The sequence below is a fragment of the bacterium genome (assembly GCA_022763185.1).
Classification (GTDB): Bacteria; Bdellovibrionota_G; JALEGL01; order JALEGL01; family JALEGL01; genus JALEGL01.
This window is the reverse complement of sequence record JALEGL010000006.1, coordinates 320,523-333,100: the sequence shown is the minus strand read 5'-3', so window position 1 is coordinate 333,100 and position 12,578 is coordinate 320,523. Positions and strand designations below refer to the sequence as shown.

Genomic DNA, 12,578 nt, shown 5'->3' with positions numbered 1-12,578 from the left:
CTAAATGATCATAGACATTTATCTTACTTCGTCAATACTGAGCAACAAGAAGATATCTTGACAAATAATGCGTTGTGTTATAATTAATTGAAATTGGATAGATGATATTCCTGTGGTTGTTTTATGAAGGGCGGTTTACCTAGCGTTTCAAACTGTAAAAAACAACTGAAGTTAATTTTATCTTGTATTTTTAACCCTTTAGTAATAGGAAATGTATATGGCTTCATTTAAAGAACAAGTATCCGCAGACAAATTTGAAAAACGCCGCATCCCCAGATTCCCAGTCCAACTCCCAGCTCAAATTGGCAAAGAGGCTGATTTATCTTCCATTTGCACTGACTTAAGCTCGCAAGGTCTTGCTATGGAAACCTCTTTGGATATTTATGTAGGACAACGTGTTTCTGTAAAAGTCTTCATTGCTCACAACCAACTTCCCTTGCAAATGCTAGGTCAAGTTGTTTGGAAACATGACAGCGATGCTTTAGACACCTCAGAAAAGCCTGTTTACGAAATTGGTGTCCGATTTGTCAAGCCTATGCCCAATCCATGGAAACTTCCACATGATCCTGGCTCATTTGCCGACACACCTGAAGATTTCTTTGGCGAAGAAATTTCCTTTTAGTTTACAAATAGACTAATTTTTTTGGAGGCTTTATGACTTTAGCACCTCAAAACAATGCACGACAAAACCTTCGATTGAAGTACAGTTCAGCATTGCATTTCACTAAAAACGCTGACATTACTGCTCAAGAGCAGGATGGTCAGCTTTTCCAGGCACAAACTAAAAACTTTTCTGCGCACGGCTTACAAATTGTATGCGCCAATAGTTTGGTTCCTGGCCAAAAATTGAAAATTTATCTCAACCTAGAACCTTATGGCATTATTCCAGTAGATGTTGTGGTTAAATGGACTCGCATTGAAACATCTCCAGAAGCAAGCCCTTATTGGCTGCGCTGTGGTTTAAATATTGATTATAGCCATGGGTTTGAGTCAAAAAGAACCATTCTTTCTTATTTAAAACAACGCTTCCTGCAAGCAAAAATCATGCTGCACGCATACGCTTAGGTGAAGAGGGGGGAAAGCCCCCTACTCTTCTATCATTATTACTTAATGGTAATGTTTTTAATCTCAATTTTTTCTAGGGGATTATCTCTAGCGTCACGTTCAGCAGCAACAATCTTGTCCACAACATCCATACCATCCGTCACTCGACCAAAGGCTGTATATTGTCCATCTAAATGTGACGCATCATCAACCATGATAAAAAATTGGCTCCCAGCACTATCAGGGTCTGAGCTTCTAGCCATAGACAAAACACCTCTAACATGCTTGGTATCATTAAACTCGGCATCTACTGTGTAGCCAGGGCCACCTGTGCCGTGCTTACTCTTATCGTCCAGCTTACTGTTGGGGTCTCCGCCTTGAATCATAAAACCTGGAATCACTCGATGAAAACGGGTTCCATCATAAAATTCATCTTGAGCAAGCTTAATAAAGTTTTCAACATGCTTAGGAGCTTTATCTGGGAAGAACTCCAACTCTATGGTTCCCATTGTTGTTTCCATGATTGCTTTAGAATGTTCAGACACTGCTTTACCCTTTCCTTTTTTGTCACACCCAATCAACAATACCAGACTGAATATCAAACTGAATGTAGCTATTTGTTTAAATTTCATATTTGCACACTTAACCAATAGCAGCTTATTTGCCAAGCAAAAGCTACTTTATAAACTGAGCAATAATATTGATCGACATCTTTTTTTCTTTGCATTAAAGAGAAGGTATGAACAAAGCTGCAAATATTGATCAATTATGTGTAAATACCATTAAATGTTTAAGTATAGATGCTGTTGAAAGAGCTCAATCAGGGCATCCAGGCATGCCCATGGGTATGGCTGACTGTGCCTATATTTTATGGAATGATTTTTTAAACTTTGATCCGTCTCAACCCCATTGGGAGGGAAGAGATCGCTTTATCCTTTCTGCTGGCCATGGTTCCATGCTGCAATATGCACTCTTACACCTTTATGGCTATAAACTTTCTATGGATGATATCAAGCACTTTAGACAACTTGGTAGCCTAACACCTGGGCATCCAGAATACAAACATACTGAAGGCGTTGAAGTAACCACAGGGCCCTTAGGTCAAGGTTTTGCCAACGGTGTTGGTATGGCTTTAGCCGCTAAAATGCAAAGCAGTCAATTCAAACAAAAACATTTAGAAAGCACCATCTATGGCATTGTGAGTGATGGGGATTTAATGGAAGGGATTTCTTCTGAAGCTGCTTCTTTGGCCGGGCATTTAGGCTTGGGCAATTTGAATTATATTTACGATAGCAACAATATCAGTATTGACGGCTCTACTGACATCACTTTTGATGAAAATATTCGTATGCGCTTTGAAGCACAAGGCTGGCATGTTCAAGAAATTGACGGGCACCTACATTCTGAAATTAGAGAAGCCCTCACAGAGGCAAAAAATGAAAAGTCTAAACCATCACTCATTATAGCCAAAACAATTATTGCCCATGGTGCGCCAAACAAACAAGGCACCAGTGGTTCGCATGGTGCACCTTTGGGTCAAGAAGAAATAGCTGCTTTTAAACAGCTGATAGATTGGGACTACCCTGAATTCACCGTACCTGAGGTGGTGCATCAACACTGTCAAACAGCTCTTGAACAAAAACAAAATGCAAAAAAAAATTGGTTAGAACAGCATGCTGCTTTCAAAAGTTCTGACCCAGAAGGATATGAAAATTACCAAAATTTCAATCAAAAAAAGTTTGATGTCAATCATGATGACATTCAAAAAGATACCGATGCCACTCGCAGCATTAATGGGCAAATCCTGCAATACTTAGGCAAAAAAATCTCTAACCTGTGTGCAGGTTCTGCAGACTTGGCTGGCTCAACCAAAGCAATTTTCAAAGATAGTGCTTATGTGAGCAAAGAAGACTTCAGCGCAAAAAACATTGCCTTTGGTATTCGTGAGCATGCCATGGCGGCCATTGCCAATGGTATGGTCTTGCATGGTGGTCATATCCCTGTCATTTCTACCTTTTTAGTTTTTTCAGATTATCTTAAACCCTCATTAAGATTATCTGCTTTAAGTGGTCTGCAAGTGATTTATGCCCTTACCCACGACAGTATTCATGTCGGTGAAGATGGCCCAACTCACCAACCCATAGAACATATCAATGCTATGCGATGCATTCCTAATGTTAATGTGTACCGACCGGCCAATATTGAAGAGTCCCAATGGGCTTGGGACAAAGCCTTGGCAGACAAAGCTACACCTAGTGTTTTCTGTCTCAGTCGACAAAATCTACCCATGCAAGCTTCTTTGTCTGAGCCTGTTTCTGACCGAGGTGCTTATATTTTTGCGCAGCACAGTGATGAAAGCATTGCACAAGATAAGCACCTTATTATTGCTGCCAGTGGCTCTGAGTTGCATTTGGCGCATGAGGTTTTTGACACCATCAAAAATGATTATGCCAATATCAAACTGATATCGGTTCCATGCTTGGATCGTTTACAAGCTTTAAAGAAACCTGAACAAGAAAAACTATTCCCAACTACATGCCCTACAGTGGTTATTGAAGCTGCCAATGCCGATGCTTGGCATAAAACCATTGGCCGACCCAATCTGGTTATAGACATGCAAAGTTTTGGTGCCAGTGGACCTGGTCAGGCGGTGGCCAAACATTTTGGTTTTGATAAAGAAGGTATTCTTGAGAAAATAAAAACTTGGCAGCATTAAAACAAAGCAACAAGCTTTAGAACTCAATGCATGGTCATGTTATATGGCCATGCATGCAAAAACCAAAGCCTTAACTTATAAAACCAAAGATCAGTCAAACATGGCATCAACAAAACTTTTGGCATCAAAGGGCTTAAGATCTTCCATGCTCTCACCTACGCCAACAAAACGAATGGGCAAGTTCATATTTAAAGCGCTGCAATAAATAGCGCCGCCTTTGGCACTACCATCCATCTTTGTGGCTACAATGCCAGTTAACCTTGTTGTTTGGGCGAAGGCTTGCGATTGCAATACGGCATTCTGACCGGTGGTGCCATCAAGAACCAGTAAGGTTTCATGCGGTAAATGCTCGTCATGTTTTTTTAAAACTCTGATCATTTTATCCAACTGCTGCATCAAAGGTTCTTTGGTATGCATTCTACCGGCTGTATCTGCCAACATAATGCCACCTTTATTTAAAGTGTTTACCCAGGCATCATAAACCACAGAGGCCGGATCCGCGCCCATCCCTTGAGAAATCAAATCAACACTCGCCCGTTCTGACCACAGCTTAATTTGATCAACAGCACCGGCTCTAAAGGTGTCAGCAGCGGCTAAAGTAATATGATGTCCCTGCTTTTGCCAAAAATGCGCAAGCCTACCGGCAGTTGTTGTTTTACCTACACCATTGATTCCGACCAATAACACGCAAAAAGGCTTATGAATTTTGATTGGCTGGGCATGTAAAGTTTCAATTTTTTTAAACAGAATTTCTTTAAGATTTTGAATGTAGTCATTGGCATGACTAACCTTACAGGCTTTCAATTCTTGCAGTACACTTTCAATAACATCGTAAGAAAAGTCTGCTTGAAACAATAGCGCTTCAAACTGTTCTTCATCAAATTCAATTTTAGAAAAAACCTGTCTGATTTTTTGCTTCCACTGACTGGCTTTAAGATTATCAAACATGTGCTCTGGTATAAAACAGCCCCGACATACAAGCAAGAAATACCCGCCAGAAGGCTACAATAATCACCTGATTCTGATTGCATTATTTTATTTTTTAAAAACGCCCAATATGCTAGATTATGTTCATGAAATCACTTCTAGAAACCATTGTTTGTGCCATCGTTGACCAACCTGACGCAGTCAATATTGAACAACATGACGGTTCTAGCACCTGTATATTAGAGCTTAGTGTCCATAAAGATGATATTGGCAAAGTGATTGGTAAAAAAGGCAGCCATGCCAATGCCATTCGGACCTTATTGGACGCCTGTGGAGGAAGAGATAAAAAAAAATATATCCTAGAAATACTAGAATAGCTTCATGCGCTTTACAATGAACCAACATTGTCCCATTATTGACTCCTCTGTGAAGGTCATACTAAATAATAAACCTTACTTTTCAGCAGCTTAGCCAGGCATGATTTTTGCTCTTAATTTAACCCAACAACATGCTTTATTTGTATAAAATCAAAACCTTACATAAGCGATACTTTCGTATCACTGGACTTAGCATGGTCTGTGCTTTTTCTCTATTGTTGCAATCCTGTTTTGAAAATACTGAGTTCTTTGTCAATTTCAATAGTCAACATAATATTCCCTTAAACGTTGTCATCCCACTTATTTACGAAGGGACCACACCCATTAAATTGGATGAATTACACAACAAAGAAAATTACTCGCTCCTGGGCAATTGTGCGCCAAGTCAGACCAGCAGTAGCTTAAGCACAAATCAATCTGAAAAAAGTGCAGAAAACTCATCGCCCGACCAAAGCCAAGATAAAGAAGATGAAATCAATCTATCTACCGAGCTTTCTGGAACTCCCATACCCTTATTTATTATCCCCACTGAAGGTTATGAAACGCTTTCTGATAACAGAGTTAGACAACACATTTACATTATGCCTGAAGCTTTAGCTCCGGGAGAGCATTTCTGTTTAACTGTACAGCCCATGTACAAACAAACCAAAGATTTAAGCGAAATCACACAAGCCTTTACTTTTGAATTTGATACTGTGGGCAAAAAAACAAGCCCCAATAATGAATATTCTGGGCCAAAATACTCAGACCCTGATTTTTTTGAACTTAGCTTTCCTATGCCATACATTCCTTCAGATGATCAACAACAAGAAAATTACTTATTGCCTGTTCATCATTTAGCCTCGAAAACTTTTTCACCTCTATTCAAATTTGCCAAACAAGGTATGCCAGATGATGCTTTTTTAGCCGACCCAAGAAAAGTGCATGATAGCATCAGTGTATGTGAAATTTTAAAAACACCTCAAATCAATGAAGGGAATGATAATAAGAACAATTATATCACTAAAAACAATCAAGACTGTAACCCAGTTCAAGGTTTACAAGTTAGGATGATTGAAGACCTCTCTTTTTCTGAAGACGGAAAATATACTTTGTCTAACTATGCTTACTTTACTATTTCTGGAGGCGCCTTAAAATTAAACACCCCTTACCAAATCAAAGTTTTGTATCCCTTTGGCGACAGCAAAGAAAACATTTCACTCAGCAATCAAGTCCATAGTTTTATGATGGTTGACGACGATCTTATCATATCTACATTGGCTCCAGATATAACTTCTGAATCAAAAGAGCAAAGCTCTGATACTCAAGAACCAGAAGAAACTGACGAAATCAGCGCCTCTGAGCCTGAACAAAAACCTGACAATTCTGATACAGAAATATCTTCATCGGATGAAAATCAGGACGATGCTTCAGATACCCTTTCCTTAAGCCCTAAGGACTTATTTGACCGTTTTAAACATGCACATGGACAAGTTCCAGGTGAAGGCTATATTGAAATTCCTATTCGCTCATCTTCTTCTACTCAAACAAAAAAATAGTCTCTTACAAAACTCTTTTTAGCCAAATTAAAAAAAGCATGCCATATTAAAGCTATGTTTAATAAAATTGCGGGGCTTTTTTTATGCGGTCTGTTTATGCTTGCCTGTTCACCGTCTAATACTGAAAGCTTAAACCAACAAAACCGTCGCTTTAGCCAACAGTTGATATGGAATGATTTAAAAACAATTCAAGTTTTTTTTAAAAAAGACAAGCACGCGCAACTCAGTTTGCATTTGAATGAATACCTACAAAACAATAAAATCATTGATGTTTCTACTTTAAGTATGGAAAAAAATTCGGATAACAATACAGCTCTTATTACTCTCACCCTTCAGTGGCACGGTGTAAATGATGTAACAATTCAGCAAAGTCTATGGCAAGCTCAATGGGAGTATGTTAGTTCAAGAAAAAATTGGTTTCTCAGTGACTTAAAAAAACTATAGAATTGATTTAAAACAATTTTTTTTTGACAAGGATACGGATTTTTGAAATGTGCCCCTTCCATTATGTGGGGAAATATTTTTAGCAGCATTCTTTTATTGTTCTTAATTCTTAACAGCGCCTTCGCCCAAACGCCTAATAACAAAAACTTTTCTGACTACAACAATGAATCCTCATTTATCACAGCCAAACAAAACGATTTTGCACAAACAAGAATACATCACGAAGAAAACAAACTACTCAACTTTTTTCAAGGTTATGTTTTAGATATTAAATGGGTTGGTCTTGTTGGCGATGATACTTGCTGGCAACCTTATCAAAAATATTTAGCGCTTATTTTTTTACAAGAAAAATACAAAAACTTAAAAGCTCGCTATGCTCCAAATAATGAGCCCACAGACCAATGGTTGGAAATCATCAATGCTTTTGACTCGATCGTGATTTATTTTGGCTCTCCACAACAACACCCAAACTATACCCCCCATCAAAACCCATACTTAAAATACCAAGATAACTTTTTAGAAACTTTAAAAGAACAATACGGTGATTCCATCATCAATTTTTATCCTTTTACGTCTGATGAATATTAAAATAAAAAAAGAGGGGCTTTGCCCCTCTTAATTAAAGTTATATCATCATGCTTTTGATTTTTGCCTAAAAAGGGATATCGTCATCAACGTCGTTTTGACTGCTTCCACCCATAGGCACATCTGTTGGAGGCGGTAAATCTGGTGGTAATTGGCTGCTGCTGTTTTGAACACCTTCAGATACAGGCGATAAAAACTGCATTGAGTTGCCAACAACTTCCGTTGTATAACGCTTTTGACCGTTTTGGTCTTCCCATGAACGGGTTTGTAAACGTCCTTCAATGTATACTTGTTTCCCTTTGCTTAAATATTGGCTGGCCAACTCAGCAAGTTTAGACCAGAGGACTACTCTGTGCCACTCGGTTTTTTCTTCTTTTTGGCCATCTTTGTTTTTCCAATATTCATTGGTTGCAAGGCTCAAATTGGCAACTGCCGCTCCGGTTTGCGTATACTTTACTTCTGGATCAGCTCCCAACCGACCAATCAAAATCACTTTATTGACACTTCCTCCAGCCATAATTTATTCCTTTCATTGAATGCTTAACTAAAAAACCTGTATCAGATTATTCCCAATATGAGAATACCTATAAAAATATGCATAAACGGAGCCAAAACTCTACTTGAACGCAATATTTAACCCATATTAGATCGCGACATTGCGGCGCTCCTGGGTATCCCTTACCTTCATTGATCTTGCTTGTAAATCATTTGTTGGCTTTCGTTTACAAGCACCTGACTTATCTGTTAATACTGTTGTGTAATGCTTAAGCTTTTTCATCCGAAATACAAGCACATAGAAAAGCTTCTAAAAAATCAGCAATTTTTGGAAGCCGGTCAAGCATATATGGAACTGAACCTACCTAAAAAAGCCATAGCAGCATTTAAAGAAGGTCAGCATTTAGAAAAATTAGCACAAGCCTATCTAAAAACAGATCAATGGCTAGATGCGGCACAGATTTATTTGCGAGAAAATCAGCCAATCAAAGCCGCAGATATTTTTTTTGAACACGGAGACTTTGAGCAGGCGGAAAAAATCTATCGTCAGCATGATCAATTGAAATTGCTTGGAGAACGTTATTTTTCTATTGAATCGTATGAGCAAGCAGCCAAAGCCTTTTTAGATGGAAACAATTATGAGCAGGCAGCCAAAGCTTTACTCAAAGCAGATAAGCTTTATGAAGCTAGCGTTTCCTTACAAAAAGCTTACGCTTACTGGCAAAAAAAAGCCAACACCCAAGAAAATCTAGAAAAACTCAAAAAAATTGGTCTTAACCTGGCCAACTTACTCAAACTCACTCAGCAGTATCAAAAAGCCGCTAAACTTTATATTGACTTAGATTATCAACAGGAAGCTTTGATTTGTTTTAGTCAACTTAAGGACTATGAAGCCGCAGCTAAACTTTCAGAAATGATGCAAGACTATGATAACGCTGCTGTATACTGGAAACTGGCAGGAAACTTGAGTCAATATCAAAAGTTTGATGCCGAACGCTTGGCCAAAAGAGGAAAGCTTCTAGACGCTGCTAAAAAGTTTTTAGCGGCCAATGAACTTTCCAGAGCTGCCGACTTGTATCTGGAGCTCAATGATGTCACAAAAGCGGCCAGCTTGTATGAGAAAGCCAAACAGTGGCGTTTGGCTGCTCACTGTTACAAACTTTTAGGACGTTATGAAAAAGCGGCAACTCTTTATGAGCAAAGTCAAAATTTTACAGAAGCCATTGCCTGCTACCAACTGACACCACAATTTGATAAAGAAATTTTTTTAAGAACACAAATTGGTGATTACCTGGGTATCGCAAAACGCTATATTGACATGCAAGAAGTCACTAAAGCACTGGATATTTTAGGTCAAATCACCCCCACATCTCCACATTATCAAAAGTCACTCCCTTTAAAAATGAAAGCCTACCTATTAAGTGGGCAGAACAATTTGGCTGTTGATGTTTTAAAACAACTGCAGCAATCAAGTCATACGCTGGCAAAAATTGACCTTGATAATCTCACGCGTCTAAGCCAAGACAAGCAATACCAAAGTGTGATTCAAGCGTATCTCAGCAACAGAATTAATAAACAATCGATTGAAGATAACTTAATCAGCCGTGCTAAACAATTAAAAAGTGCTCTGGAATTGAGCAGCGTTGATCAACTCCCAGAAAAAGAAATGCCCAGTTTGGAAATCATGATCAATCAGTATCCAAACCATCCGTCTATGCATGCCAATGCTGTTCGATATCAAAAGGTAGAAGAAATTGGCCGAGGGGGCATGGGGTTAATTTATAAAGCCACCGATTCAGTTTTGGGGCGAACAGTGGCTTTAAAAATCCTTTCTCCAAACTTTAAAACCAACCAAAAAAGTATAGATACTTTCTTTAGAGAAGCTAAATCTGCGGCTTTACTCAATCATCCCAATATCGTGACTGTCTATGACTTTGGTATTCAAAAAGGCGAGTACTATATAGCCATGGAGTTTGTTGTTGGAAAAACTTTAAAAGACTACATCAGACAGTCCAAAAGAGTGGATATTGCTTATGCTTTAAAACTTTTCAAACAAATGCTTGATGCCCTGGCTTATGCTCACACGCAAGGTATTATTCACCGTGATCTAAGCAGTACAAACATTATGCTATCTCAGCATGAGAACATTAAAGTGATGGACTTTGGTTTGGCAAAATTGGTCAAAGATCTCCTTAATGAACAATCTATTATTGGAGGGACGCCTTCTTTTATGTCTCCAGAACAAACACTGGGAGACCCTATAGACCATAGAACTGATATTTACTCTTTGGGCATTTTGCTCTATGAAATATTAACCCTTCAGTTACCCTTTAATAAAGGTGACTTGGGATACCACCATATCCATACGCCAGCGCCAAAAGCATCTTTAAAAAATAAAGCTATCCCAGCAGCTTTGGATCGATTTATTTTAACCTGCATGGAAAAAAAACAAGAAAATCGTTTTCAAACCATTGCCCAAATGCAAGAATATTTAACATCAATTCAACTGTAAGCCCTTATGCGTACCCGAGCCCTCATTAACACCACCCAACTCAAAGAAAATTATATGGCTTTAAGCCAAATGCGTAAGCCTGCTTATCAAGTTATGCCCGTCCTGAAGGCCAATGCCTATGGTCATGACGTATCTATTGTTGCAAAGACTTTAGATTATTTAAATCCCATTGCATTTGGTGTGGCAGAGCTCAGTGAAGCCCTTGAAATTGGTCAGCTCAAGCTTAAAACACCCTGCTTTAACTTTGGCTATATTGACCCCACCCTCTTGCATGAAAGTATTCAACAAAAAGTGATTTTAAGCGTGTTTACTGATGATGACATTGTTTACCTAGGAAAAACATCGCAAAAACTCAAAAAACAACTCAACTTACATATTAAACTCGATACTGGCATGAACCGGCTTGGTTTTAAACACTCTCAATGGCAAAAAGCTTTAGACCTCATCCATGAATATGACCTTGCTCACGCAGTTAAAGGAATTTTTACCCACTTATCTGACAGTGATCAGCTAGACTTTGAACACAGTCAACGTCAAGTCACAGAGTTTGCTCAAGGAAAAGCATTGTTTGAACGGGCACTTCAAAAACCTTTAATCAGTCATTGTGCCAGCAGTTCTCCACTGCAAAGCCTCCCGTCTTTGGTCGAGTCTTTTGATTGGATTAGACCGGGCATTGCCCTATATGGTTACCCTTATCAGAACATTTCAAACATCAAGCCCGTTTTATCCTGGAAAGCTAAAATTATTCAAATCAAAGACATTTTGGCTGGAGAAACTGTTGGCTACAATCAAAACTTTAAGGCTTCAACGGCAATGCGAATAGGCGTTATTAGTGTAGGCTATGGTGATGGCTTTTTTAAAGCCTACCATCAACACCCTATTTACTACCAAGATCAAGCCTGTCCGATTTTAGGACACATATGTATGGACATGTGTATGATTGATTTAAGCCATTGTCCAAGTGCTCAGCCCGGCGAAGAAGTGTTTTTAATTTCAGAAAAAAAAAGCAATGATACCTTGCATTTAAGTCAACAAAGCAATAAAAGCGTATATGAAATACTCAGCTCTATTGGTAAAAGAGTGGTAAGAGAAGCTACATCAAATTAACCTTATGAATACATCAGAAAAATATCATCAAAATATTTTATATCGCTTGGTGGCTATGTTTGGCCAGCAAGTAAAGTTGCTACTGCATTACTTTGTACCTCCTCTTTCACAAGCAGGAGCAATGTGCATCCTTTTTTATAAGTCTATGCTTTATCTGTTTAAGCCGCCTATTCGCTGGCGTGAACTCATGAACCAAATGAAATTTGTTGGGGTCAACTCTTTATTTATTGTGGTTTTAACCGGAGCTTTTACGGGAATGGTGTTTGCTTTACAAAGTGGCCGTTCTTTTGCTTACTTTGGCGCTGAATCCTTAACTGGTTCCGTTGTTGCCCTGACTCTGTCTCGTGAAATTGCCCCGACATTAACTGCTTTAATGGTTACTGCTCGTGCTGGATCAGCCATGGCAGCACAACTCGGTACCATGCAAGTGACTCAACAGATTGATGCTTTAAGAGCTATGGCCGTTAGCCCCACCGACTATTTGATTGCACCTCGTTTGGCAGCATCTGTTATTGTGATGCCTTTTCTAACTTCAATTTTTAACTTTGTTGGTCTTGCTGGTGCCTATCTTGTAGGAATTTATTTATTGGGTATTGATGAAGGTAGTTTTGTTGAAAAAATTCGTTACTACACGGATGTTCCAGATTATGTCCAAGGCTTATTTAAATCTATTTTTTTTGGTCTTATCATGGCGATGGTCTGTTGTTATAAAGGAAGTTCAGCTCGAAGAGGCGCAGCTGACGTAGGTCAAAAAGTAACAGAAGCCGTGGTTATTTCATCTGTTGCTATTTTAGTGGCAGATTACTTCTTAACTGCAATCTTTTTCTAGAGTA

At 38.8% G+C, this 12,578-nt stretch carries 12 protein-coding genes and 1 pseudogene; 10 read left to right on the top strand and 3 right to left on the bottom strand.

The genetic code is table 11. The features are described from left to right. Positions 1-217: 217 nt before the first annotated feature. Together MRY82_04265 and MRY82_04260 are read left to right on the top strand one after the other, a co-directional pair. Positions 218-622, top strand: coding sequence for a PilZ domain-containing protein (locus MRY82_04265; GenBank protein ID MCI5072143.1), 405 nt, complete (start codon positions 218-220; stop codon positions 620-622). A gap of 32 nt (positions 623-654) precedes the next feature. Beyond that, on the top strand, positions 655-1,065 hold the full coding sequence (locus tag MRY82_04260) for a PilZ domain-containing protein (protein MCI5072142.1): 411 nt from the start codon (positions 655-657) through the stop codon (positions 1,063-1,065). Between the two features lie 38 nt (positions 1,066-1,103). On the opposite strand, the gene MRY82_04255 is transcribed toward MRY82_04260, so the two are convergent. After that, a complete protein-coding gene (locus MRY82_04255) occupies positions 1,104-1,565 on the bottom strand; it encodes a peptidylprolyl isomerase (protein ID MCI5072141.1) in 462 nt (153 codons plus the stop codon). 218 nt (positions 1,566-1,783) lie between these two features. Between MRY82_04255 and tkt the strand changes: the two genes are divergently transcribed. After that, entirely contained in the window at positions 1,784-3,760 is a 1,977-nt protein-coding gene (gene tkt / locus MRY82_04250; GenBank protein ID MCI5072140.1) for a transketolase, read from the top strand. A gap of 90 nt (positions 3,761-3,850) precedes the next feature. Here tkt and ftsY read toward each other — a convergent pair whose 3' ends face one another. Beyond that, positions 3,851-4,708 carry a signal recognition particle-docking protein FtsY gene (ftsY, locus tag MRY82_04245; protein MCI5072139.1) on the bottom strand — a complete coding sequence of 286 codons (858 nt, stop codon included), beginning with the start codon at positions 4,706-4,708 and terminating at the stop codon, positions 3,851-3,853. 125 nt (positions 4,709-4,833) lie between these two features. Between ftsY and MRY82_04240 the strand changes: the two genes are divergently transcribed. From MRY82_04240 to MRY82_04225, 4 genes are all read left to right on the top strand, one after another. Beyond that, positions 4,834-5,064, top strand: coding sequence for a KH domain-containing protein (locus MRY82_04240; GenBank protein MCI5072138.1), 231 nt, complete (start codon positions 4,834-4,836; stop codon positions 5,062-5,064). Between the two features lie 131 nt (positions 5,065-5,195). Next, positions 5,196-6,602 (top strand): hypothetical protein, encoded by a 1,407-nt coding sequence (locus MRY82_04235; GenBank protein MCI5072137.1) that lies wholly within the window; start codon positions 5,196-5,198, stop codon positions 6,600-6,602. A gap of 54 nt (positions 6,603-6,656) precedes the next feature. Continuing rightward, the gene (locus MRY82_04230; protein ID MCI5072136.1) at positions 6,657-7,046 is read left to right on the top strand and encodes a hypothetical protein; all 390 of its coding nucleotides are present in this window, start codon (positions 6,657-6,659) and stop codon (positions 7,044-7,046) included. A 63-nt stretch (positions 7,047-7,109) separates the two neighbouring features. Further along, entirely contained in the window at positions 7,110-7,634 is a 525-nt protein-coding gene (locus tag MRY82_04225) for a hypothetical protein (GenBank protein MCI5072135.1), read from the top strand. A 187-nt stretch (positions 7,635-7,821) separates the two neighbouring features. Here MRY82_04225 and MRY82_04220 read toward each other — a convergent pair. Next, positions 7,822-8,148: pseudogene (locus MRY82_04220) on the bottom strand (single-stranded DNA-binding protein). A 327-nt stretch (positions 8,149-8,475) separates the two neighbouring features. Between MRY82_04220 and MRY82_04215 the strand changes: the two are divergent. From MRY82_04215 to MRY82_04205, 3 genes are read left to right on the top strand one after another with little or no spacing between them, the layout of a single operon-like run. Then, complete coding sequence (locus MRY82_04215; protein ID MCI5072134.1) at positions 8,476-10,638, top strand: protein kinase; 2,163 nt, start codon at positions 8,476-8,478, stop codon at positions 10,636-10,638. Between the two features lie 6 nt (positions 10,639-10,644). Further along, complete coding sequence (alr, locus tag MRY82_04210; protein ID MCI5072133.1) at positions 10,645-11,745, top strand: alanine racemase; 1,101 nt, start codon at positions 10,645-10,647, stop codon at positions 11,743-11,745. A gap of 4 nt (positions 11,746-11,749) precedes the next feature. Then, the gene (locus MRY82_04205) at positions 11,750-12,574 is read left to right on the top strand and encodes an ABC transporter permease (protein MCI5072132.1); all 825 of its coding nucleotides are present in this window, start codon (positions 11,750-11,752) and stop codon (positions 12,572-12,574) included. Positions 12,575-12,578: the final 4 nt, after the last annotated feature.

Bases quoted from the DNA above. Each gene is read 5' to 3' on its own strand.
- MRY82_04265 (MCI5072143.1), top strand. From the start codon at position 218: ATGGCTTCATTTAAAGAACAAGTATCCGCAGACAAATTTGAAAAACGC.
- MRY82_04240 (MCI5072138.1), top strand. From the start codon at position 4,834: ATGAAATCACTTCTAGAAACCATTGTTTGTGCCATCGTTGACCAACCT.
- MRY82_04255 (MCI5072141.1), bottom strand. From the start codon at position 1,565: ATGGAAACAACAATGGGAACCATAGAGTTGGAGTTCTTCCCAGATAAA.
- MRY82_04235 (MCI5072137.1), top strand. From the start codon at position 5,196: ATGCTTTATTTGTATAAAATCAAAACCTTACATAAGCGATACTTTCGT.
- tkt (MCI5072140.1), top strand. From the start codon at position 1,784: ATGAACAAAGCTGCAAATATTGATCAATTATGTGTAAATACCATTAAA.
- alr (MCI5072133.1), top strand. From the start codon at position 10,645: ATGCGTACCCGAGCCCTCATTAACACCACCCAACTCAAAGAAAATTAT.
- MRY82_04230 (MCI5072136.1), top strand. From the start codon at position 6,657: ATGTTTAATAAAATTGCGGGGCTTTTTTTATGCGGTCTGTTTATGCTT.
- MRY82_04205 (MCI5072132.1), top strand. From the start codon at position 11,750: ATGAATACATCAGAAAAATATCATCAAAATATTTTATATCGCTTGGTG.
- MRY82_04260 (MCI5072142.1), top strand. From the start codon at position 655: ATGACTTTAGCACCTCAAAACAATGCACGACAAAACCTTCGATTGAAG.
- MRY82_04215 (MCI5072134.1), top strand. From the start codon at position 8,476: ATGGAACTGAACCTACCTAAAAAAGCCATAGCAGCATTTAAAGAAGGT.
- ftsY (MCI5072139.1), bottom strand. From the start codon at position 4,708: ATGTTTGATAATCTTAAAGCCAGTCAGTGGAAGCAAAAAATCAGACAG.
- MRY82_04225 (MCI5072135.1), top strand. From the start codon at position 7,110: ATGTGGGGAAATATTTTTAGCAGCATTCTTTTATTGTTCTTAATTCTT.